Origin of the sequence: Patulibacter brassicae, from assembly GCF_033949425.1 — a bacterium.
GTDB lineage: Bacteria > Actinomycetota > Thermoleophilia > Solirubrobacterales > Solirubrobacteraceae > Patulibacter > Patulibacter brassicae.
On record NZ_JAXAVX010000016.1, the window covers coordinates 1 to 20,452 of the forward strand.

At 75.5% G+C, this 20,452-nt stretch carries 21 protein-coding genes and 1 tRNA gene; 11 read left to right on the plus strand and 11 right to left on the minus strand.

What is annotated here, in order from left to right; genetic code table 11:
• The 3 genes from SK069_RS18220 to SK069_RS18230 form a co-directional block, all read right to left on the minus strand.
• On the minus strand, positions 1-1,059 hold a 1,059-nt coding region (locus SK069_RS18220), incomplete at its 3' end, for a neutral/alkaline non-lysosomal ceramidase N-terminal domain-containing protein (RefSeq protein ID WP_319955689.1).
• On the minus strand, positions 1,056-2,555 hold the full coding sequence (locus SK069_RS18225) for a flavin monoamine oxidase family protein (RefSeq protein ID WP_319955690.1): 1,500 nt from the start codon (positions 2,553-2,555) through the stop codon (positions 1,056-1,058). The genes SK069_RS18220 and SK069_RS18225, both read right to left, overlap by 4 nt.
• Positions 2,552-3,214, minus strand: coding sequence for a TetR/AcrR family transcriptional regulator (locus tag SK069_RS18230; RefSeq protein ID WP_319955691.1), 663 nt, complete (start codon positions 3,212-3,214; stop codon positions 2,552-2,554). Before SK069_RS18230 ends, SK069_RS18225 begins: the two co-directional genes overlap by 4 nt.
• Positions 3,215-3,378: 164 nt before the next feature.
• Here SK069_RS18230 and SK069_RS18235 point away from each other — a divergent pair, with 164 nt between their 5' ends.
• The 5 genes from SK069_RS18235 to SK069_RS18255 all read left to right on the plus strand — a co-directional run bounded on the left by SK069_RS18235 (position 3,379) and on the right by SK069_RS18255 (position 8,915).
• Positions 3,379-4,050, plus strand: coding sequence for a class II aldolase/adducin family protein (locus tag SK069_RS18235; RefSeq protein ID WP_319955692.1), 672 nt, complete (start codon positions 3,379-3,381; stop codon positions 4,048-4,050).
• Between the two features lie 3 nt (positions 4,051-4,053).
• On the plus strand, positions 4,054-4,980 hold the full coding sequence (locus tag SK069_RS18240) for a carbohydrate kinase family protein (protein WP_319955693.1): 927 nt from the start codon (positions 4,054-4,056) through the stop codon (positions 4,978-4,980).
• A gap of 293 nt (positions 4,981-5,273) precedes the next feature.
• Positions 5,274-6,683, plus strand: a complete 1,410-nt coding sequence (locus SK069_RS18245; protein WP_319955694.1) for an FAD-dependent oxidoreductase — start codon at positions 5,274-5,276, stop codon at positions 6,681-6,683.
• A gap of 91 nt (positions 6,684-6,774) precedes the next feature.
• Entirely contained in the window at positions 6,775-8,364 is a 1,590-nt protein-coding gene (locus SK069_RS18250) for a metallophosphoesterase family protein (RefSeq protein WP_319955695.1), read from the plus strand.
• Positions 8,365-8,435: 71 nt separating this feature from the next.
• A complete protein-coding gene (locus tag SK069_RS18255; RefSeq protein ID WP_319955696.1) occupies positions 8,436-8,915 on the plus strand; it encodes a limonene-1,2-epoxide hydrolase family protein in 480 nt (159 codons plus the stop codon).
• Between the two features lie 52 nt (positions 8,916-8,967).
• Here SK069_RS18255 and SK069_RS18260 read toward each other — a convergent pair whose 3' ends face one another.
• Complete coding sequence (locus SK069_RS18260; RefSeq protein ID WP_319955697.1) at positions 8,968-10,461, minus strand: MFS transporter; 1,494 nt, start codon at positions 10,459-10,461, stop codon at positions 8,968-8,970.
• Between the two features lie 178 nt (positions 10,462-10,639).
• On the opposite strand from SK069_RS18260, the gene SK069_RS18265 reads away from it, so the two are divergent.
• Positions 10,640-11,320, plus strand: coding sequence for a TetR/AcrR family transcriptional regulator (locus SK069_RS18265; protein ID WP_319955698.1), 681 nt, complete (start codon positions 10,640-10,642; stop codon positions 11,318-11,320).
• Positions 11,321-11,379: 59 nt separating this feature from the next.
• Here SK069_RS18265 and SK069_RS18270 read toward each other — a convergent pair whose 3' ends face one another.
• Positions 11,380-13,605 carry an NADP-dependent isocitrate dehydrogenase gene (locus SK069_RS18270; protein WP_319955699.1) on the minus strand — a complete coding sequence of 742 codons (2,226 nt, stop codon included), beginning with the start codon at positions 13,603-13,605 and terminating at the stop codon, positions 11,380-11,382.
• 209 nt (positions 13,606-13,814) lie between these two features.
• Between SK069_RS18270 and SK069_RS18275 the strand changes: the two genes are divergently transcribed.
• Together SK069_RS18275 and SK069_RS18280 are read left to right on the plus strand one after the other, a co-directional pair.
• Entirely contained in the window at positions 13,815-14,564 is a 750-nt protein-coding gene (locus tag SK069_RS18275) for a hypothetical protein (RefSeq protein WP_319955700.1), read from the plus strand.
• A 52-nt stretch (positions 14,565-14,616) separates the two neighbouring features.
• Positions 14,617-14,826: a hypothetical protein gene (locus SK069_RS18280; RefSeq protein ID WP_319955701.1), complete on the plus strand. Its 210-nt coding sequence runs from the start codon at positions 14,617-14,619 to the stop codon at positions 14,824-14,826.
• 22 nt (positions 14,827-14,848) lie between these two features.
• Here the strand turns inward: SK069_RS18280 and SK069_RS18285 are convergent, their stop codons facing one another.
• On the minus strand, positions 14,849-15,604 hold the full coding sequence (locus tag SK069_RS18285; protein WP_319955702.1) for an HD domain-containing protein: 756 nt from the start codon (positions 15,602-15,604) through the stop codon (positions 14,849-14,851).
• An 83-nt stretch (positions 15,605-15,687) separates the two neighbouring features.
• Between SK069_RS18285 and SK069_RS18290 the strand changes: the two genes are divergently transcribed.
• Positions 15,688-16,647: a GlxA family transcriptional regulator gene (locus SK069_RS18290; RefSeq protein WP_319955703.1), complete on the plus strand. Its 960-nt coding sequence runs from the start codon at positions 15,688-15,690 to the stop codon at positions 16,645-16,647.
• 41 nt (positions 16,648-16,688) lie between these two features.
• On the opposite strand, the gene SK069_RS18295 is transcribed toward SK069_RS18290, so the two are convergent.
• Both SK069_RS18295 and SK069_RS18300 read right to left on the minus strand, forming a co-directional pair.
• Positions 16,689-16,761 (minus strand) — tRNA-Thr (locus SK069_RS18295).
• A 277-nt stretch (positions 16,762-17,038) separates the two neighbouring features.
• The gene (locus tag SK069_RS18300; protein ID WP_319955704.1) at positions 17,039-17,467 is read right to left on the minus strand and encodes a type II toxin-antitoxin system RatA family toxin; all 429 of its coding nucleotides are present in this window, start codon (positions 17,465-17,467) and stop codon (positions 17,039-17,041) included.
• A gap of 111 nt (positions 17,468-17,578) precedes the next feature.
• Between SK069_RS18300 and SK069_RS18305 the strand changes: the two genes are divergently transcribed.
• Together SK069_RS18305 and SK069_RS18310 are read left to right on the plus strand one after the other, a co-directional pair.
• Positions 17,579-18,025 carry a type II toxin-antitoxin system RatA family toxin gene (locus SK069_RS18305; protein ID WP_319955705.1) on the plus strand — a complete coding sequence of 149 codons (447 nt, stop codon included), beginning with the start codon at positions 17,579-17,581 and terminating at the stop codon, positions 18,023-18,025.
• A 53-nt stretch (positions 18,026-18,078) separates the two neighbouring features.
• A complete protein-coding gene (locus SK069_RS18310) occupies positions 18,079-18,525 on the plus strand; it encodes a type II toxin-antitoxin system RatA family toxin (RefSeq protein WP_319955706.1) in 447 nt (148 codons plus the stop codon).
• Positions 18,526-18,570: 45 nt separating this feature from the next.
• On the opposite strand, the gene SK069_RS18315 is transcribed toward SK069_RS18310, so the two are convergent.
• From SK069_RS18315 to SK069_RS18325, 3 genes are read right to left on the minus strand one after another with little or no spacing between them, the layout of a single operon-like run.
• On the minus strand, positions 18,571-19,146 hold the full coding sequence (locus tag SK069_RS18315) for an FKBP-type peptidyl-prolyl cis-trans isomerase (RefSeq protein WP_319955707.1): 576 nt from the start codon (positions 19,144-19,146) through the stop codon (positions 18,571-18,573).
• Positions 19,143-19,631, minus strand: a complete 489-nt coding sequence (locus SK069_RS18320; protein ID WP_319955708.1) for a DUF3037 domain-containing protein — start codon at positions 19,629-19,631, stop codon at positions 19,143-19,145. The genes SK069_RS18315 and SK069_RS18320 overlap by 4 nt, the downstream gene beginning before the upstream one ends.
• Positions 19,615-20,382: a HipA family kinase gene (locus SK069_RS18325; protein WP_319955709.1), complete on the minus strand. Its 768-nt coding sequence runs from the start codon at positions 20,380-20,382 to the stop codon at positions 19,615-19,617. The genes SK069_RS18320 and SK069_RS18325 overlap by 17 nt, the downstream gene beginning before the upstream one ends.
• Between the last annotated feature and the right edge of the window lie 70 nt (positions 20,383-20,452).

Below are 20,452 nucleotides of genomic sequence, written 5' to 3' on the forward strand. Positions count from 1 at the left end.
CGTCGGGGTCGTGCTCTTCGGGCGGGAGGAGCTGCCGTTCGTCGACACCGCGCCCGTCGCCCGGCGGGCCGCCCGCCGTGCGCGATCGCGCCGGACGGCCAGCGTCCGGGCGCGCTTGCGCGAGGCCGTGGCCCGCCGCTTGGCCGCGCGGACCGTGCCCGCGCACGTCGCCGCGCTCAGGGCGTCCACTCGCAGGACGTCGACGTTCGGGTTGATCGTCCGCTCGTACGGGACCTTCGCCGGATCGGTGATCCCGAGGTCCGCCATCCGCGCGGGGAGGCTGCGGTTGCGCGTCAGGCCGTAGAGCGTCGTGTGCCCCCACCCGGCGACGGCGGGCACGAGCGTCGTCGCCGAACGGCGGATCGCGAGGGCGGCGCGCTCGACGAGGAAGGTGTAGAGCTGCCGGTCGGCCGGCGCGGGCGAGACGAACCGCGCGAGGCTCACCGGATCGGTGAGGATCATCTGCGGCCCCGGCGCCGCGGTGTTCAGCGTCTCCGACGGGGAGTAGCCCCCGACCGACGAGTGGGTGTGCGTCGCCGAGATGATGACGTTGCGCTCGGTGAAGCCGAGGTCGGCGACCTTCGCCGCGATCGCCTGCTGCAGGCCCTGCGGCACGGCGAAGCCGGCCAGCGCGACGAGGGCGAGCTTCTCGCTCCCGCGCTGCAGCGTCAGCGCGCTGACGGTCAGCCGCGTCGAGACGCCGTGGCCGATCTGGTCCGCCCGGGTCCAGCCGCCGAGGAAGTACTTGCCCATGAGCGGCGGCGTCATGTCGGCCCGTCCGACCCCCGCCCGCAGCCCGTCGGCGGGCGCGCGCGGGTCCGGCGGGGGCAGCTCGCCCGCGTCGAACGAGGACGCCGGCCCGATCGCCGTCGCGGCACGCAGCTCGGCGGCGCCGCGCGGGGCCGTCGTCGGTCGCTGCGGGAGCTTCGCGGCCTCGCGCATCTCCTCCTCGGCGGCGTGGGCGGAGTGCGCCGAGGCCCCCGCCGCGGGCGCCAGCAGCGCGGTGGCGACCAGCAGCGCCACGCCGCCCGTCCGGGAGGCGCGCGACCGGGCGCTCACGCGAGCACCTCGCGCGCGGCGCGCTTGCCGGCGCTGATCGCGCCGTCCATGAACCCGGCCCAGTAGTCGGCCGTCTCCGTGCCGGCGAAGTGGACGTCCCCGTGCGGGCGGCGGATCCAGCGGCCGAAGCCCGTCAGCGTGCCCGCCGAGGGGATCGCGACCGGGCCGCCGGCCGACCACGGCTCGCGGCCCCAGTCCATGTCGAAGTAGTCCTTCGCCTTCAGCGCCTGCGGGCCGACGTGCTTGGCGAACTGCCGCAGCACGAGCTCCCGCCGCTCGCGGACGGGCAGGCCGCTGAAGCGTCGCCACGAGTCGCCGCCGCAGAAGCCGAAGAGGACCCCGGGGCCGCCCTCGGGCGGGGTGTTGTCGAAGATGACCTTCATCGGGTAGCCGCCGGCGACGACCGCCGAGCCGTTGAGGCCCTGCTCGCGCCAGAACGGCTTGTCGTAGACCGCCTCGCACTTCATGAGCGCCCCCATCGGCGAGCGCTGCAGCAGCATCCGGTGCTCGGCCGGGAGGACGGGCTGGAAGTCGATCGCCGCGGCGAGGGGCGGCGGCACGGCGACGACGACCTTGCGCGCCTTCCAGGTGCCGGCGTCCGAGACGACCTCGAGCCGCCCGCCGGCCTGCGTCACGCGGCGGACGGGCGCGTTCAGGCGGACGCGCGCGGCGCCGAGCGCGTCGGCCATCGCGAGGGAGATGAGCTGGCTGCCGCCGAGGATCCGCGAGTCCTGACCGCCGCCCTTGCCGCCGAGCATCCGCTCGACCGTGCCCTTGTGCTGCTCGTCCCCGGAGCCGTTGACGAACCGGGCGAAGAGGAGCATCGAGATCTCGCGGTTCGACGCGCCGAAGCTCGGCTCGATGAGGCACTCGACGAGCTCGTGGACCCGCGGGGTCATGAGCAGCCCGCGGCTGCGCAGCCAGCTGTCGACGCTCTGCCCCTCGAGCTCCGCGGCCTGCGGATGGCCCCACGGCTCGCCGACCCGGAACGAGTCCGCCATGCCGTTGACCTGCGACAGCAGGTCCTGGAGGCCGACGAGGTCCAGCGCCGCGGGCGGGATGTCGCCCTGGTAGCGCGTGACCTGCCCGTCGGCGACGTAGCTCGAGTCGCCCTTGAAGTACGCCTGGTAGACGCCGATCTGCATCTCGCGACAGGCGTTCAGGACGTGGTTCTGCGTCGGGCCGACGTACTCGCCCCCGGCCTCGACGGGCCGCCCCGGCGCGACGTCGTGGTTCAGCGTCCGCCCCCCGACGCGGTCCCGGGCCTCGAGCACGACGACCGAGCGTCCCGCGGCGGCGACCCGCCGGGCGGCCGTCAGGCCGGAGAGCCCGCCGCCGACGACGACGACGTCGACCGATCGCGGCCGGGCCTTCCGGGGCTTGCGGCGCGCCTTCGCGTCCGCGACGTCGGGCAGCGCGGCGGCGGCGAGCGCCCCGGTCGAGGCGGCGGCGCCCGCGCCGAGGAGGCGCCGGCGGGAGAGGGCGTGGTCGGTCATCGCGGGTCCTTCGGTGAGGGGTCGGCGGACGCGTCCGCCGGGTCGAGGAGGTAGCCCCGGAGCACGACGCCGGCCTCGGCCAGCAGCTCGGGATCGCCCTCCGGGTCGGCGCGGAACGCCTCGCGCAGCAGCGCGTCGCAGCAGAGCACCGCCACCCAGCAGCGGCGGGCGAGCTCGGGGGTGTCGGGCAGGTGGCCCTGGCCGACGAGGATCCGGCGGGCCGCGTCGGCGATCAGGCGGTTGTTGTCGCGGTCGGCCTCCACGAGCTGGGGCGGCAGCTGGCTGCCGAGCCACAGCGCGCGGTAGCCGGGCTCCGACCGCCAGCGCGCGACGAACGCGTCGAGCACGACGCCGATCGGATCCGGCCAGATCTCGCGGCTGGCCGCCTCGACGACCTGCTCGACGAGCTCGTCGAAACCGGCGAGGTAGCGGCTCGCGAGGGCGGTGATGATCGCCTCGCGGTCGGGGAAGTACTGGTAGAGCGACCCGACGGAGATGTCGGCCTCTCGCGCGACCGTCGTCGTGGTGAGCGCGTCGACGCCCTCCGCCGCGACGAGGCGGTCGGCCGCGTCGAGGGCGCGGTGCAGCCGCTCGAGGCTCCGGCGCTGGGTCGGCGTGCGGCGGAGGCCGAGGAGGTCGGGCTGGTCGGTCGAGGGCATGCGGCGGCGCGTCGGACCCCCGTGGCGCGGCGACCCGGACGGTCGTCGGTTACGAGGGTGAAACCTGAAGCGCTTTCAGCATACGCCGCACGTTCCCCACGGCGCAACCGCCAGTTCGCACAGCGATCGACACGCGTGACGCGCCGTCAGGGAGACTCCCCGTCATGCACGCCGGGGAACGGGAGCAGATCGCCGAGGCGGCCCGGGAGCTCGCCGCGACCGGGCTCGTCCGGGGAACGAGCGGCAACCTCAGCCTGCGGGTCGGGGACGACGTCGTCGTCACCCCGACCGGAGCGCGGCTCGGAACGCTGCGGGGCGACGACGTCGCGGTGGTCGGCCTCGACGGCGAGCACCGGTGGGGACCGCTCCGCGCGACCTCCGAGCTCGACCTCCACCTCGTCGCCTACCGCGACCACGGCGCCGGCGCGGTCGTCCACAGCCACCCGCCGGCCGCGACCGCCGTGTCCTGCCTGGAGCTCGACGAGCTGCCGCTCGTGCACTACGAGCTGCTGCGGCTCGGCGGCGCGGTGCGGATCGCGCCCTTCGCCCCGTTCGGGACGCCCGAGCTCGCCGCGCTCGTCGGCGAGGCGCTGCGCGACGGGCGCCAGGCCGCCCTGATGGCCAACCACGGCGCGACCGTCGTCGGCGGCGACCTCGCCGGCGCGATCGACCAGACCGACCTCCTGGAGTGGTGCTGCGACGTGTACCTGCGGGCGCGCGCCGCGGGCCCGGTCCAGGTCCTCGACGCCGGCCAGGTGCAGGCGGTGATCGACGCCGCCGTCGCCCGGAGCTACGGCACCACCCACGCCGCGTCCCACGACCGCTCGGAGGCCTGAGCGGTGCGCGCCCTCTGCCTCGGCGTCCACGTCCTGGACGTCCTCGCCCGCCCCGTCCAGGAGATCCCGGCCGGCCAGGGCTCGCAGCTCCTGGAGGAGATCCGCGCCGTCCCGGCCGGGACGGCGGCCGGCACCGCGATCACGCTCGCGAAGCTCGGCGCCGAGGTCCGGACCGCCGGCGCCGTCGGCAGCGATCCGCTCGGCGACCTCCTCCTGACGCTCCTGCGCGGCTGCGGCGTGCGGCCGGATCTCGTCGCGCGCCGGGACGACGTCCAGACGTCGGCGAGCGTCCTGCCGATCCGTCCCAACGGCGACCGTCCCGCCCTCCACGTCATCGGCGCCAACGGCGGCTGGGTGCCCGGCGAGGACGTCCGCGCCGCGATCGGCGAGAGCACGCACCTGCACCTCGGCGGACCCGAGTTCCTCGGCGGCGAGCTCGCCCTCGAGCTCCTGACGCTCGCCCGCGATGCGGGCGCGACGACCTCGGCCGACGTCCTCGCCGACGGGGACCCCGGGCTCCTGGAGTGGATCGCGCCCGCGCTGCCGGGCATCGACCACCTGCTGCCCAACGACGCGCAGGTCCGCGGCTTCACCGGCGAGGAGGACCTCGTCGCCGGCTGCCGGGCGCTCGTGGCGCGCGGCGCGGGCACCGTCGCGGTCACGCGCGGCGCCGACGGCGCGCTCGTGGTCACGGCCGAGGAGGTCCTCGAGGTCCCGGCCTTCGCGATCGACGTCGTGGACACGTCGGGCTGCGGCGACGCGTTCTCCGCCGGCTACCTCCGGGGACTGGCGCTCGGGCGCGACCCGCGCGGCAGCGCGATCCTCGGCAGCGCCTGCGCGGCGCTCGTGGCGGGCGGCCTGGGCAGCGACCACGGCGCCTTCGACCTCGCGGCGGCCGACGCGTTCGCCGCGGGCACCCCCACGCGCTGACGTCCGACCGCGACGACCCCCGACGCGGGGGACCGGACCCCCGAGAGGGCGTCGGCGCCGCGCGTCGTCAGGAGCGGCGGGTCGTCCGAACCGCCCGTGCGGACCATCCGAACGGGAGAGACAGGGCCGTCGCGCCCCGCCCGAACGGCGGGAAGCCATATCGTCCGGACAGGGCGTCCAGACATTCGAATCCGTACGATGCCGGTGGGGGATCCCGCCCGGCGCCGTACGGCGTCCGCGGCGCCCCGCGACCCCCCGCGGTCGCCGACCCGCACCCGACACCCGAGATGCCCGTGTCCGACCAGCCCGGAACCGCCAGCCCCTTGAAGGTCGCCATCGTCGGCGCCGGCCCGGCCGGCTTCTACGCCGCCGGCCAGCTCCTGGCCGCCAAGGACGTCGAGGTCGAGATCACGCTGCTGGACCGCCTGCCCGTGCCGTTCGGGCTCGTGCGCTTCGGCGTCGCGCCCGACCACCCGAAGATCAAGTCCGTCACCCGGATCTACGAGAAGACGGCCGCGAAGCCCGGCTTCCGCTTCTTCGGCAACGTCGAGGTGGGTCGCGACGTCTCGCACGCGGAGCTGCTCGAGCGCCACCACGCGGTGATCTACACGACCGGCGCCTCGCACGACCGGCGCCTCGGGATCCCCGGCGAGGACCTCCCGGGCTCGCACGCCGCCACCGAGTTCGTCGCCTGGTACAACGGCCACCCCGACCACCGGGACGCCGAGTTCGACCTGTCGGTGAAGCGCGCCGTGGTCATCGGCAACGGCAACGTCGCCGTCGACGTCGCCCGGATGCTCGGGCTCTCCGCCGACGAGCTGCGCGAGACCGACACCGCCGACCACGCGATCGCCGCGCTGGCGGAATCCGGGATCGAGGAGATCGTCATGGTCGGCCGGCGCGGGCTGGCGCAGGCGGCGTTCACGAACCCGGAGCTGCGCGAGCTCGGCGAGATGGCCGACTGCGACATCGTCGTGGACCCCGCGGAGGTCGCCCTCGACGAGCACTCGAGGACGTGGCTCGAGCGCGACGGCGCCGACGTGCGCGAGAAGCGCAACGTCGAGATCGCCACGGAGTACTCCACGCGCACGCCGGACGGCAAGAAGCGCCGGATCGTCCTGCGGTTCCTCGCCTCCCCCGTCCGGATCCTCGGCGAGGACAAGGTCGAGGGGATCGAGCTCGTGCGGAACGAGCTCGTCGCCGACGACGACGGCTGGCTCTCCGCCCGCCCGACGGAGGAGACGGAGGTCATCGAGTGCGGCCTCGTCCTGCGCTCGATCGGCTACCGCGGCACGAAGCTCGCCGACGTGCCCTTCGACGACCAGCGCGCGACGATCCGCAACGTCGCGGGCCGCGTGATCGACGAGAACACCGACGAGCAGGTCCCGGGCGTCTACACCGCCGGCTGGATCAAGCGCGGCCCGTCGGGGATCATCGGCACGAACAAGAAGTGCGCCCAGGGCACCGTCGACGCGCTGCTCGAGGACGTCGCCGCCGGCGCCCTGCCGGCGCCGTCCGAGGACGCGAGCGACCTCGGCGAGCTCCTCGCCGAGCGCCAGCCGGATCTCATCGACTGGGCGGCGTGGCAGCGGATCGACGCGCACGAGCAGGCGCTCGGCGAGCCGCAGGGCCGCCCGCGGGTGAAGCTCACGCGGATCGAGGAGATGGTCGAGGCCGCGCGCGCCGCCGCCGGCGCGGCCTGACCCGGCCGCGCCCGACGGACCGCGCGCCGCGTCCCCGGCCGAGGCGTCCGTGGCGACGCCGGGGCGCGGTCGGCCCGCGTACCCTCGGGACGTGGCCCGCGCCCCCACCCAGCTGCAGGCGCTCGCCCGGCGCCTCGGCACGGCGGCGCCGCGGGCGCGCCGCGTCCTGACCGTCCTCGCCGTCGTCGTCGCCACGGTCGGCGGCGGGACGGCGGCGCTCGCCGTCCACGACCGGACCGCGCGGCTCTCGGTCGGCGAGATCCGGATGTCGCTCTCCCCCGGGCACCGCGGCGCGCTGGACCTCTACGTCCCGCTCGTGGACTGGGGCGTGCGCTACGCGGCGATCCGCCTGCCGGCGCGCCTGGAGGTCGACCTGCGGACCGTCGACCGCGACGCCGCCCGCCGGGTCGCCGAGGCGGGGCGGCTCGACGCCCACGAGGTCCAGGCGGAGGCGCGCGACGCGCTGGCCGGGTACCTGCGCGGCTCGATCCTCATCGCCGTCCTCGCCGGGGCCCTGACCGGCCTGCTCGTCGCGCTGGCGGTCCGCTCCCGCAACGGGCCGCGCCTGCGCTGGACCGCGTCGCTGGCCGCCGGCACCGCGGTCGCCGGCGGGATCCTGCTCGTCGTCCTCCTGCCCCCGCGCGGCGCGCTGGACCGCCCGCAGTACTACGCCTTCGGGCCGGACATCCCGCGCGCGCTCTCGGTCCTCTCCGACGCCCAGCGCTCCGCCGGCGTCCTGGACCAGGAGCTCGACGCGCAGCTCGTCGGCCTCGCCCGCCTCGTCGTCGACCCGGCGCGGCGCACGTCGCTCGGCGGCGCACGCCGGCTCACGGTCGCCTCCGACCTGCACAACAACGTGCTGGCGCTGCCGATCCTCGGGCGGATCACCGACGGCGGCCCGCTGCTCTTCGCCGGCGACCTCACCGATCGCGGCTCGCCGCTGGAGTCGAACCTCCTCGAGCGGGTCGTGCACCTCGGGCGCCCGTTCGTCTTCGTCACCGGCAACCACGACTCCGACCTGCTCGCGCGAGCGCTGGCGCGCCGGGGCGCGCTCGTCCTCGGACGCTTCGGGCCGCTCGGCCGCGACGGCCGGCCCCGTCCCGGATCGCGGCGCGACCCGACGGTCGAGGTCGGCGGCGTGCGCGTCGCCGGCTACGGGGACCCGTTCGTGCGGCTGCGCAGCGAGGGCTACCGGGACCGCTACGACGACGGGGGCCCGAGCGCGGAGGACCAGCAGGCGTTCGCCGACTGGCTGCGCCCGCTGCGGGGACGGGTCGACGTCGTCATGGTCCACGAGCCCGCGATGCTCGGGATCGCGCTGCGCGAGCTGGAGGCCGACCCGCCGCGACGCCCGCTCGTCTTCGTCGTCGGGCACACGCACGCCGCCGAGCTCGACCGCCCCGGCGACCGGGTGACGGTGCTCAACGGCGGCAGCGTCGGCGCGGGCGGCACGGGCAACCTCGCCGGCGACCCGACCGCGGTCGGGATCGCCCGGCTGCTCTACGACGCCGGCCGGCGCGAGCGCTTCCGGCCGCTGGCCGCCGACCTCGTGTCCGTCGACCCGGGGACCGGCTCCTCGACCGCGCGCCGCGAGCGTCTCGACGTGCCGGTCGAGCGCGACGACGACGCGCCCGCGGCGACGACCGCCACGGCGCCCGCGCCCGCGCCCGGCGAGCGCTAGGCGCGTCGCCCGCGGCCGCCGGTCCCACCCGCCCTTCCGCGCCCGCCGGGGACCGGCTACCGTCGGGAGGCATGACGTTCTCCGACTCCGGGCCCCTCTCCGGCACGGGCGGGACCGACGCGCTCGACACCCCCGAGGCCACCGTCGTCCGCGCCTTCCTCGCCTCGCTCGAGCTGCGCGACGTGGAGCGGGCGGTGAACCTCGTGGCCGAGGACCTCGTCTACGAGAACGTCTCGCTGCCGACGGTCCACGGCCGCGAGGCGCTGCGGCGGGTGCTCGGCGCGGCCCTGAGGCTCGCCACGGGCTTCGAGGCGCACACGCACCGGATCGCCGTGAACGGCCCGGTCGTGCTCACGGAGCGGACCGACGTCCTCGAGGTCGGCCGCCTGCGCGTCGCGTTCTGGGTCTGCGGGACGTTCGAGGTCCGCGACGGGCGGATCACGCTCTGGCGCGACCACTTCGACTGGCTGAACGTCACGAGCGCGACGGTCCGCGGCCTGCTCGGGACGGTGCTCCCGACCCTGCGCCCGGGCCCGGTCGACTCGCGCTGAGGGGACGCGGTCCGCCCGCGTCCCGCCGGCCGAGCCGGCGGGACGGGCAGGCTCAGTGGGCGAGCACGGGCTCGCCGACCGGCGCCTGCGCGGCGGCGCGGCGCGGCAGGAGCGCGGCCGAGACGGCGGCGCCGAGCAGGAAGATCCCCGCGGCCCACCAGAAGGCCGTCGTGTACCCGTGGACGGCCGCCTCGGCGAGCACCTGCTGGGACGGGACGCGCCCGTCGACGTAGCCCGACGTGGCGCTGGCGGCGAGCGTGCTGAGGAGCGCCGTGCCGACCGCGCCGCCAACCTGCTGGCCGGTCGAGACCATCGCCGAGGCGACGCCGGCGTGCTGCGGCGCGACGCCGAGCGTCGCGGTCGCCATCGCCGGGGCGAAGATCAGGCCCATGCCGACGCCCATGACGAGGAGCCCCGGCAGGATGTGCCCGGCGTAGCCGCCGTCGACGTCGAGCCCGGTGAACCAGAGCATCGACGCGGCACCGAGGAGCATCCCCGTCGGGACGAGCGGCCGGGGGCCGGTCCGCGGCAGGATCCGGGTCGACACCGTCGTCGCGGTGGCGATGATCACGAGGTTCAGCGGCAGGAACGCGAACCCGGTCTCCAGGGGCGAGAAGCCGAGCGTCCGCTGCAGGTAGAACGTCATGAAGAGGAACACGGCGAACATCGCGGCGCCGGCGAGGCCGAAGGAGAGGTAGGCCGACGCGCGCGCCCGGTCGGTGACGACGGAGAGCGGCAGCAGCGGCTTGTCGCTGCGGCGCTCGACGAGCACGAACGAGACGAGCAGGACCGCGGCGGCGGCGAGCATCGCGACGGTCAGGCCGTTGCCCCAGCCGTCGCTCTCCGCGTGCGAGAAGCCGTAGACGAGCGCGAGCAGGCCCGCGGTCGCGGTGAGCGTGCCCGGCACGTCGATCCGGCCGCGGAGCGAGCCCGCGCGCGTGCCGTGCAGCAGGCGGACGGCCGCCGTCGCCGCGGGGATCGCGAACAGCAGGTTGACGTAGAGGCTCCAGCGCCAGGACAGGAGGTCGGTGAGGACGCCGCCGAGCAGCATGCCGATGCCGGCGCCCGCGCCGGCGATCGCGCCGAACACGCCGAACGCCTTGGCGCGCTCCGCCGGATCGGTGAACGTCGTGGAGAGCAGGCCGAGGGCGGCGGGCGCGAGCAGCGCGGCGAACACGCCCTGGGCGGCACGGGCGCCGACGAGCACGCCGAAGCTGCCCGCGGCACCGCCGACCGCGGACGCGGTCGCGAAGCCGAGCAGGCCGACGACGAAGACGCGCTTGCGTCCGAGCAGGTCGCCGAGCCGCCCCCCGAGCAGGAGGAGGCTGCCGAAGGCGAGCGCGTACGCGGTGATGACCCACTGGCGCGAGCCGTCGGAGAAGCCGAGGTCCGCCTGGGCGGAGGGCAGCGCGATGTTCGTGATCGTCGCGTCGAGCACGACCATCAGCTGGGCGATGCCGACGACGACGAGGATCAGCCAGCGCCGCTCGTGGTGCGGGTCGACCGCGGCCGGCGCCGCGACCGGGGTGTCGGGAGAGGAGGACATGGGTGAGCTCCTGGGACGGGACGGGACCGGGTGGCGGCCCGTGCTGCGGGACGGCCGCCACCCGTTCGGGACGGTGAAGCGGAGGATGGACCTCCAAGTGGAGGCCGTTCCTCAACTTCGCTTCGGAGAAGGTAGCAGACAACCGGAGGCCTGTCCTCCGTTTCGCTACGATCGATCCGTGCCCGATGCCGACGACTCCCAGGTCGCGCCGCCCGATCGCCCCCTCCGCGCCGACGCCGAGCGCAACCGCCGGCGGATCCTCCAGGCCGCTCGCGAGGTCTTCACGGAGCAGGGGCTGTCGGCCACGATGGACGAGGTCGCCGCGCGCGCCGAGGTCGGCGTCGGCACGGTGTACCGCCGCTTCCCCGAGAAGGACGGCCTGATCGACGCCCTCTTCGAGCAGCGGATCTCGGCGATCGTCGGCGCCGCCGACGAGGGCCTCGCGCACGAGGACGCCTGGGAGGGGCTCGTCCACTTCCTCACCCGCAGCCAGGAGCTCCAGGCCGCCGACCGCGGGCTGAAGGAGCTGCTCATGAGCACCGGCCGCGGCCGCGACCGCGTCGCGGCGATGCGCGAGAAGATGCGCCCCCGGGCCGAGGAGCTCGTCCGACGCGCCCAGGCCACCGGCGCGCTGCGCGACGACGTCTCGCCGTTCGACATCCCGCTCGTCCAGCTCGCCGTCGGCACCGCCGTCGACTTCTCCGAGCCGCTGGAGCCGGAGGTCTGGCGACGGCTCCTGACGATCCTGCTCGACGGCCTGCGCGCGTCGCGCGACGCTCCGACGCCGATGCCGGAGCGCTCGCTGACGATCGACGAGGTCTACGCGGGAATGGCCTGCTGGAAGGCCGCGCGGCGCTGAGCGCCGTCCCCGGCGCGCGCCACCCGAGCCGCAGGGGGGGCGCGGCGCCGGCGCCGGCGTCAGGCCGTGGCGGCCTGCACCGACGCGATCGCGTCGTTGAGCGTCGCGCTCGGGCGCATCGCCGCGTCGGCCTTCGCCCGGTCGACGAAGTAGTAGCCGCCGAGGTCGACCGGGGAGCCCTGGGCCGCCGCGAGCTCGCCGACGATCCGCTCCTCGTTCGCCGCGAGCTGCTCGGCGAGCGGGGCGAAGCGCTCGGCGAGGGCGGCGTCCTCGGTCTGCGACGCCAGCTCCTGGGCCCAGTACAGGGCGAGGTAGAAGTGGCTGCCGCGGTTGTCGATCGTGCCGAGCTTGCGCCCCGGCGAGCGGTTCTCGTCCAGGAACCGGCCCGTCCCGCGATCGAGCGCCCCGGCGAGGACCTTCGCGGCGTCGTTGCCCGCCTGCTCGGCGTGCTTCTCCAGCGACGGGACGAGGGCGAAGAACTCGCCGAGGCTGTCCCAGCGCAGGTAGCCCTCCTCGACGAGCTGCTGCACGTGCTTGGGCGCCGAGCCGCCCGCGCCCGTCTCGAACAGCCCCCCGCCCGCGATCAGCGGTACGACGGAGAGCATCTTCGCGCTCGTGCCGACCTCGAGGATCGGGAAGAGGTCGGTGTTGTAGTCGCGCAGCACGTTGCCGGTGACCGAGATCGTGTTCCGGCCCTGGCGCAGGCGGTCGAGCGAGACCTTCGTGGCCTCGGCCGGCGCGAGGATCCGGATGTCGAGCCCGTCGGTGTCGTGCTCGGGCAGGTACGCGTTGACCTTCGCGATGAGGTTCGCGTCGTGCGCGCGCGTCTCGTCGAGCCAGAAGATCGCCGGGTCGCCGCTGACCCGGGCGCGCTCGACGGCCAGCCGGACCCAGTCGCGGATCGGCACGTCCTTCGTCTGCGTGCCGCGCCAGATGTCGCCGGGCTGGACGGCCTGCTCGAGCAGGACCTCGCCGGCGCCGCTCACGACGCGGACGGTGCCGGCGGCGTCGATCTCGAACGTCTTGTCGTGGCTGCCGTACTCCTGCGCGGCCTGCGCCATGAGGCCCACGTTCGGCACGCTGCCGATCGTCGCGGGATCGAGCGGGCCGTTGGCCTTCACGTCCTCGATCACCGCGTCGTACACGCCGGCGTAGGAGGAGTCCGGGATGACGACGAGGGCGTCGTCCTCCTCGCCCTGCGGGCCCCAGAGGCGCCCGCCGTTGCGGATGAGGGCCGGCAGCGACGCGTCGATGATGACGTCGCTGGGGACGTGGAGGTTCGTGATCCCCTTGTCGGAGTTCACGTAGGAGAGGCGGGGACCGTCGGCGATCGCCTGCTCGAAGGCGGCCTTGATCTCCGCGCCGTTCGGCAGCGCGTCGAGGCCCGGGAGGATCGTGCCGAGCCCGTCGTTGGCCGAGAGGCCCGCGGCGGCGAGGTCGTCGCCGTAGCGCTCGAAGACGTCGGCGAAGAACGCCTTCACGGCGTGGCCGAAGATGATCGGGTCGGAGACCTTCATCATCGTCGCCTTGAGGTGGACGGAGTAGAGGATGCCCTCCTCCTTCGCCCGGGCGACGGTGTCGCGGAGGAAGGACTGCAGGGGGGCGGCCTCGAGGACGGAGGCGTCGACGATCTCGCCCTCCAGGACGGGGAGCGCCTCCTTCAGCACGCGCGTCTCGCCGTCGGCGGTGACGAGCTCGATCCGCAGCGTGTCGTCGGCGGAGGCGACGACGGAGCGCTCGTTGTGGCGGAAGTCGTGGTCCGCGAGGCTCGTGACCGCGGTCTTGGAGCCCTCCGCGAACGGCTTGTTGCGGTGCGGGTGCTTCTTCGCGTAGGCCTTGACCGACGCCGGAGCGCGGCGGTCGGAGTTGCCCTGTCGCAGGACGGGGTTCACGGCCGAGCCCTTGACCCGGTCGTAGGCCTCGCGCGCGGCGCGCTCCTCGTCGGTCTGCGGGTTCTCGGGGTAGGCGGGGACGTCGTACCCGGCGTCCTGCAGCTCCTTGATGGCCGCCTTGAGCTGTGGGATCGACGCCGAGATGTTCGGCAGCTTGATGATGTTCGCCTCGGGCGTCTTGGCGAGCTCACCGAGCTCCGCCAGGGCGTCGGGGACGCGCTGCTCGTCGGTCAGGCGGTCGGGGAACTGCGCGAGGATCCGGCCCGCGAGCGAGATGTCGCGGAGCTCCACCTCGACGCCGGCGGCCCCGGCGAAGGCCTCGATGATCGGCAGGAACGAGTGCGTGGCCAGCGCCGGCGCCTCGTCGGTGTAGGTGTAGATGACCTTGCTCATTGCGTCCGCCCTGCGTCGCCTGGATGTCGAGAGTCGCTCGCGGAGGATCTCCGGCCCCCACGGTCGGACACGCTATCTCCCCGACCCCCTCGGGCGACGGGCGGGCCGCGCCATCGCACCGGCGTCCGGGTGGTCGGTCGCCGCCGCCCCGGAGCGCCGCCGGTCTCCGGCGCTCGCCTGGCGCCCGCGCGCCAGGTACCGTCGCGCACATGCTCCGCTCCCGCGCGCTCCTCGCCCTCCTCGTCGGGTCGCCGCTCGGCGTCCCCGCGGCCGCCACGGCGACCCAGACGACCTACGAGCCGAGGTGCGTCGCGCCCGGCGGCACCGCGAGCGTCGCCGTCGACTACACGGAGACCGCCCTCCAGTCGCGTCAACGCGGGTACGTCGTGCTGGTGCCGCAGGTGCTGAAGGACGGCTCGCCGTCCCTGCTGCCCGAGGCGCAGCACGCGATCCGCCGGGAGCCGGGTCCGATCACCTACGCGCCGTCGACGGCCCTGCCGGGCACGCTCGTGCCGCAGTTCCGCCAGGCGTTCGCGATCCCTCCGGGATCGACGGTCGCCGGCCTGCCGCTGCTCGGCTACAGCGTCCGCGTCCAGGCGACGGACGCGACGGGCGCCACGAGCTACGGGTTCGACAACACCTACGCCTACCTGCAGGTCGACCGGCGCCGGATCCTCGCCCGCACGAAGCGCGCGCCGACCGGCGGATCGATCCCGCTGTACATCACGGGCCTGCGCGCCGCCAAGCCGTACGTGCACCTCGTCTCGTCGAAGGGCAAGCGCCTGCGGCGCGTCGCGCTGCGCGGTGGCGTCGGCCCGAACACCGCCTGCGGCCAGTCGTACACGCAGCTGAGCCTCCGCGGCGCGAAGCCCGGGAAGTGGCGCGTCGTGGCGAACGCCTCCCGATCGAGCACGAGCGCGGCGGACGGCGCGGCGATCACCATCCGCGTGACCCGCTGACGGAGCGGGGCGTCGCGCCCCGTGCCTCCGGCGGCCCCGCTACCGTGGCCCGATGGGGCAGGTCCTGCTCGTGGCGCTGGGGGTCGTCCTGGCGGTCAACGCCCTCGTGCTGGCGGCGTTCCTCGTCCACTGGTGGCGTCAGGGACGGCACCGCGCCGACCACGAGGCCGCGGAGCGATCGGGCCGGCACCTCACCGCGGTGCGCCCGGCGGCCAGCGACGACGAGGCGCCGCGCCGCCGCGCCGCCGGCGGGCGGCGCTGACGCCTGGGTCCGCCGCGCCGCGCTACTCGGCGTAGGGCGCCGCCCGCAGGAGGAGCGGGAAGGCGCCGTACCGCGTGAGCCACTGCGCGCGGCCACCGGGGACCGCGCGGGACTCCTCGCGCCAGGCGCGCAGCAGGTGGCGCGTCAGCTCGTGGCGCGGGTGGCGCTCCAGGAGCTGCGCCACCCACGCCGGGTCGACCTCGTCGAGGCGGAAGCCGGTGATGTCGGTGAACGCTCCCGCCGAGACGAACCCCCCGAGGTCGGACAGGTCGTCGCCTGCGCCGACCGTGATGTGCGCGCCGATCGCGGCGCCGACCGCCGAGGCCGCCTCCGGCGCGGCCCCGTGGTCGAGGGCGAAGCGCTCGGCCCGCTCGCCGCCGACGACGGCGAAGCAGCGCCCCGGGGTGGGGTGCTCGAGGTGCGTGTCGTGGAGGATCGACGCGACGAACGCGAGCTCCTCGTCGACCCGGGCCCCCTCGATCTGCGCCAGCAGCAGGCCCAGCACGTACACCCGGTAGGAGTGGTGGAGCATGTGCGGGGACAGCACGGCGATCGCCTCGGCCTCCGCGTCGCGGGCGAGGGAGGAGTCGGGCCACCGCAGGGCGTCGAGGTCCAGCCGGGCGCCGCCGCGCCGGCCGAGCGCCGTGCGCAGGCGCGAGCCGGGGTAGCGCGCGACGACCTTCGCGAGCTCGACGGCGAGCGCTCGCTTCTGCGCACCGCTCAGGATCCCCCCGGTCCGCCTCGCCCATCGCCAGTCCATGCTCGCCGGTGCGCCCATGCGGACGATCCAAGCGCGGGACGCGGGCGCCGACCAGTGGCCGATTCGCCGCGTTCCGTCGATTTTCGGCCACACTGTCGCGGGTGACCGTCCGCGCGTGCGCCCTGGCCCTCGACGGCGTGGTGACCTTCGACCTCGGCTGCGCCGTCCAGACGCTCGGCCGCGGGGCCGGGCGCGATGGCGTCGCCGACGGCTTCACGCTGGCGACCTGCGGCGTCCGCCCCGGACGGGTGCGGACCCCGGACGGGTTCCTGCTCGAGGTCGAGCACGGGCTCGAGGCGGTCGCCGCGGCCGAGCTCGTGGTCGTCCCCGGCAGCTTCCCGCACGACGCGCCGGCCCCACCTGCCGCGCTCGACGCGCTGCGCGCCGCCCACGAGCGCGGCGCGACGGTCATGAGCATCTGCATCGGGGCGTTCGTGCTCGCGCAGGCCGGCCTGCTGGACGGCCGGACCGCGACGACCCACTGGGACTACTGCGCGGACCTGGCGGCCGGCTACCCGGACGTGGAGGTCCGCCCCGACGTGCTGTACGTCGACGAGGGCGACGTCCTGACCTCCGCCGGCCTCGCGGCCGGATTGGACCTCTGCCTGCACGTCGTGCGCCGCCACGCCGGGGCGGCGGTCGCCGCACGGCTGGCGTCCTGGAACGTCACCGCGCCGCACCGCGACGGCGGCCAGGCGCAGTTCATCCCGCCGAGCGCCCGTCCCGCGGCGGCGACCGGCCTCGGGCCGACGCTCGACTGGGCCTGCGACCGCCTCGGCGAGCGGCTCGCCATCGCGGACCTCGCCCGCCATGCCCACATGAGCGTGCGGACCTTCAACCGCCGCTTCGCCGGCGAGGTCGGCTGCCCGCCGAAGCAGTGGCTGACCGAGCAGCGGGTCGCGCGGGCTCGCGAGCTGCTCGAGAGCTCCGACGACGACGTCGAGCGGATCGCCCAGCTCGCCGGCTTCCCGAGCACCGCCGCGCTGCGAGAGCACCTGCGTCGACGGGTCGGGCTCACCCCGACGGCCTACCGGCGCGTGCACCGGGGCGGGGACGCCTGACCCCGGAACGACAGAAGCCCCGCGAACGCGAGGCTTCCGAGAGCCCTCTGCCGGACTCGAACCGGCGACCCCTTCCTTACCATGGAAGTGCTCTACCAACTGAGCTAAGAGGGCGAGGTGGAGAAGAGTAGCGGGACGGCGCGCGCGGCGTGACGCGGCCCGCGGGCGGCGCGCCCCCGCGGCCCGCGCGCCTCCGCGCCCGGCCGACCCCTCGGTGTGCCGAGCCGCACAGCGAGGCGTCCCGGCGTTACTTATGATGCGATCATCATGATCCGCGATCTGCTCCATTCACTCGGCGCCGGCTTCCTCCAGCTCGGCCACCTGGGCGCCACCCAGGACCGCCCGCGGCCGCGCGACTGAGCGCGCCGTCCTTCCGGTCGCACTCGGCCCCTCAGGCCTCGAGCGCGACCCGCAGCTCGCGCAGGGCGGTGGCCAGCGAGCGCTCGGCGACCGCCCGCGCCACCCGGCCGGGCACCGCGAAGCCGAGCTCGACGTCGACGGCGTACGTGACGTCGGTGGCGTCCTCGCCCACGGGATCGAAGCGGTACTCGCCGCTGATCGACCGGACGTCTCCCTCGACGTAGTCCCACCAGATCCGCCGCGGCGGGTCGTAGTGGTAGCGCAGGACGTAGCGCGCCCGGCGGACCTTCAGGTCGATCTCGGTCTCCACGACGCGACCGCGCCCGGCGTCGTCGCGCTCCAGCACGACGCAGCGGCGCACCGTGCTCTGCCACGTGCGGTAGCGCTCGAAGTCCAGCAGCAGCGCGAAGCACGCCTCCGGCGACGCCGCCACCCGCTCCGTCCGCTCCCCGCCCGCCACCGCGGCGACGCTAGCGGACGTCCCGGTCGCGCAGCGCGGCCCGCCACGGATCTTCACCCGTCCGCCCGCGCGGGTCGGTAGCGTCGCCGCCATGATCACGGGAGCGCCGCGATGGGCCGCGTAGGCGGGAGCGCCGACGTCGAGCTCGACCACCCGATCGACGCGGTCTGGGCGGTCGTCTCGGACTTCGACCACGCCGCCGAGTGGCAGGGCACGATCGGCGACATCGAGGTCCTCGAGCGCGACGCCGCCGGACGCGGGGCGCGCGTGACCACGTCGATCGACGCGAAGGTCAAGGTCCTGCGCTCGACCGCCGCCGTGACGTACGCCGAGCCCACGCGCGTCGCCTGGCGGCAGGAGCGCGGCGACCTCTCCGCCCTCGAGGGGTCCTGGACGCTCGAGGACCTCGGCGGCGGGCGCACCCGCGCGACGTACGCGCTGCAGATCGATCCCGGCTTCGGGCTCGGCATGCTCATCCGCGGCGACGTCGAGGAGAAGCTCCGGCAGCGCCTCGTGCTGAACCGCCCCGAGGAGCTGCGGCGGCGCCTCGCCGGCTGACCGACGCCCCCGCGGCCGCTAGCGTGCGGCCCGCAACCGACGAGGAGGACGAGATGGCCCTGAGCGGCGAGTCCACGAGCGAGATCGACGCCCCGATCGACGCGGTCTGGGCGCTGATCGACGAGGTGCGCGATGCACCGGAGTGGCAGGACGGCCTGCTGGAGATGCGGGAGATCGAGGCGGACGCCGACGGCCGGCTCGTCGTGGGCGAGTTCGTCAACGACGCGAAGGTCCGCAAGCTCGTGTCCCGGGTGCGCTTCACCCGCGAGGCGCCGCACCGGCTCTCCTGGGTCCAGGAGAAGGGCGACGTGAAGTCCGTCGCGGGCAGCTGGACGCTCGAGGACCTCGGCGACGGCCGGACCCGCGCGACGTACGCGATCGAGGTCGACTTCGGCCGGATCCTCGGCCGGCTCATCACCGGGCCGCTCGAGGCCGCCGTGCGACCGATGCTCGTCGGCGGACGCGCGAACGAGCTCAAGCGGCTCGCCGAGCGCGGCTGACCCGCGCCGGACGCGGCGCCGCGCTGCGGCGCCGCGCGTCCCGGCTCAGCCGCCCTTGCCGGTGCCGACGAGGTCGATGACGAAGACGAGCGTCGCGTTGGCCGGGATCGCCGGCGGCTGGCCGGCCGGGCCGTAGCCGAGGTCCGGCGGCACGACGAGGATCCGACGGCCGCCGACCTTCATCCCGGGGACGCCCTGGATCCAGCCCTCGATGAGCCCCCCGCTCTGCAGCGGGAACGTCGCCGGCTGACCACGCTGCCACGAGGAGTCGACGACCTGCCCGTCGGCGCCCCAGACCGTCAGCTGGTACTGGACCTCGACGTCGTCGCCGACCTTCGCGGCCGCGCCCTTGCCCTCGACCACGTCGTGCTTGACGAGCTCGGCGGGCGGCTCGCCCGACGTCTTCGGGCTGCCGGGAGCCGTCTTGACGTCCTTGCCGATCGAGGCGTACAGCCCCTCCAGGCCCGCGCCGCCGTGCTCGCCGGACCCCGCCGAGGCGCTGTGCTCGGTGTCGGTCCCGTGCCCCTCCGACGCGACGGTGGCGGTGCGCTCGTCCCCGCAGCCGACGGCGAGGACGGCGGCGAGCACCAGGGGCACGGGCAGCAGGCGGCGACCGATCATGCGCGCCAGCGTAGTCCAGGTGGCCGGGCCGCGGCGCCGTCGCCCGCCGCGCCCGCGTCCGCGGCCGGACGGGGCGGCGCGACGAGGCGCCGGGCGAGGCGCTCCAGGACGGCGTCGGGGTCGTCGCACACCCCCGTGTGGACGGGCGAGGGCTGCAGGATCGTGCTCGACGGCGCGGTGATCCAGCCGAAGCGGTCCGAGCGGTCCATCGCCGCCACCGCGCCCGCGTCCGGGTCGCCTGCCGCCACCCCCTCGACCGCCCGCAGGTGCGCGGCGATCGCGGCGAGGTCCAGCGTCGGGTCCAGCACGGCGAGCCGCGCCGGATCGACGTGCGTCCGGACCCCGAGGAACGCCCGCCGGCGGCAGTGGACGACGACCGCGACGTTCAGCCCCTCGCCGCGCTCCTGGTCGGGCACGACCCGCAGCAGCGCGTACTGGAAGACCTCGCGCGGCCGGCCCGCGCCGGGCTCAGGCGCGGCGGGCACGCTCGGCCTCCTCGACGAACGCGCGCGGACCGCGGACGCGCGCGAGCAGGTCCTCGGCGTGCAGCGACGCCTCCTGCGGCGGAAGCCACTCGTCCGGGACCTCCGCGACGAGCCGGCGCACGAGCGCCTCGTCGACGAGGGGCGCCAGGCGCGCGTCGGCCTCCTCGATCGAGCCCGCCCGGGGCAGCAGGACGTGGTCGCGGACGGCGGCGAACCGCCCGTGCGCCTGCGCGGGGTCGAGGCCGGCGTGGTGGCGGTAGCGGGCCGCGCCGTGGTCGATGAGCCACAGCCGGTCGTGCCACGTCAGGAGGTTCGGGTTGCGGGGCGTCCGGTCGACGTTCTCGCACAGCGCGTCGAGCCACACGACCGCGGCGGCGAGCGCCGGTCCCGGCTGGAGCCCGCCCGCCGGCGTGTAGGGCAGCGCCCGCGGCAGGAAGTCCAGGCCGACGTTGCGTCCCGCGCTGGCCTTCAGGTGGTCCTGGATCTCGGGGTCGGGCTCGGCGACGGAGAGCTCGAGCGGCAGGTCGACGAGCACGAGCTCGGGCACGTGGAGCCCGAGCTCGGGCGCCGCCTCCGCGACCGCGGCCACGAGCCCGCCGACGACGAGCTCGGCGACGAGCGCCTTGGCGCCCTGCGCGGCGCCGTGGAGCTTCACGACGTAGAGCCCGAGGTCGTCGGCCTCCACCAGCGCGGGGACCGAGCCGCCCTCGCGCAGCGGCGCGACGTAGCGGGTGGCCTGCACGGTGCGCACGGCCACAGCCTACGGCGCGCCCGCTCGGACGCGCCCGAGCCCCGGGCCACCCCGGGGACGATCCGGGGGC

Bases quoted from the DNA above. Each gene is read 5' to 3' on its own strand.
- SK069_RS18230 (WP_319955691.1), bottom strand. From the start codon at position 3,214: ATGCCCTCGACCGACCAGCCCGACCTCCTCGGCCTCCGCCGCACGCCG.
- SK069_RS18275 (WP_319955700.1), top strand. From the start codon at position 13,815: ATGCTCCGCTCCCGCGCGCTCCTCGCCCTCCTCGTCGGGTCGCCGCTC.
- SK069_RS18310 (WP_319955706.1), top strand. From the start codon at position 18,079: ATGGCCCTGAGCGGCGAGTCCACGAGCGAGATCGACGCCCCGATCGAC.
- SK069_RS18285 (WP_319955702.1), bottom strand. From the start codon at position 15,604: ATGGGCGCACCGGCGAGCATGGACTGGCGATGGGCGAGGCGGACCGGG.
- SK069_RS18270 (WP_319955699.1), bottom strand. From the start codon at position 13,605: ATGAGCAAGGTCATCTACACCTACACCGACGAGGCGCCGGCGCTGGCC.
- SK069_RS18315 (WP_319955707.1), bottom strand. From the start codon at position 19,146: ATGATCGGTCGCCGCCTGCTGCCCGTGCCCCTGGTGCTCGCCGCCGTC.
- SK069_RS18255 (WP_319955696.1), top strand. From the start codon at position 8,436: ATGACGTTCTCCGACTCCGGGCCCCTCTCCGGCACGGGCGGGACCGAC.
- SK069_RS18260 (WP_319955697.1), bottom strand. From the start codon at position 10,461: ATGTCCTCCTCTCCCGACACCCCGGTCGCGGCGCCGGCCGCGGTCGAC.
- SK069_RS18280 (WP_319955701.1), top strand. From the start codon at position 14,617: ATGGGGCAGGTCCTGCTCGTGGCGCTGGGGGTCGTCCTGGCGGTCAAC.
- SK069_RS18235 (WP_319955692.1), top strand. From the start codon at position 3,379: ATGCACGCCGGGGAACGGGAGCAGATCGCCGAGGCGGCCCGGGAGCTC.
- SK069_RS18225 (WP_319955690.1), bottom strand. From the start codon at position 2,555: ATGACCGACCACGCCCTCTCCCGCCGGCGCCTCCTCGGCGCGGGCGCC.
- SK069_RS18305 (WP_319955705.1), top strand. From the start codon at position 17,579: ATGGGCCGCGTAGGCGGGAGCGCCGACGTCGAGCTCGACCACCCGATC.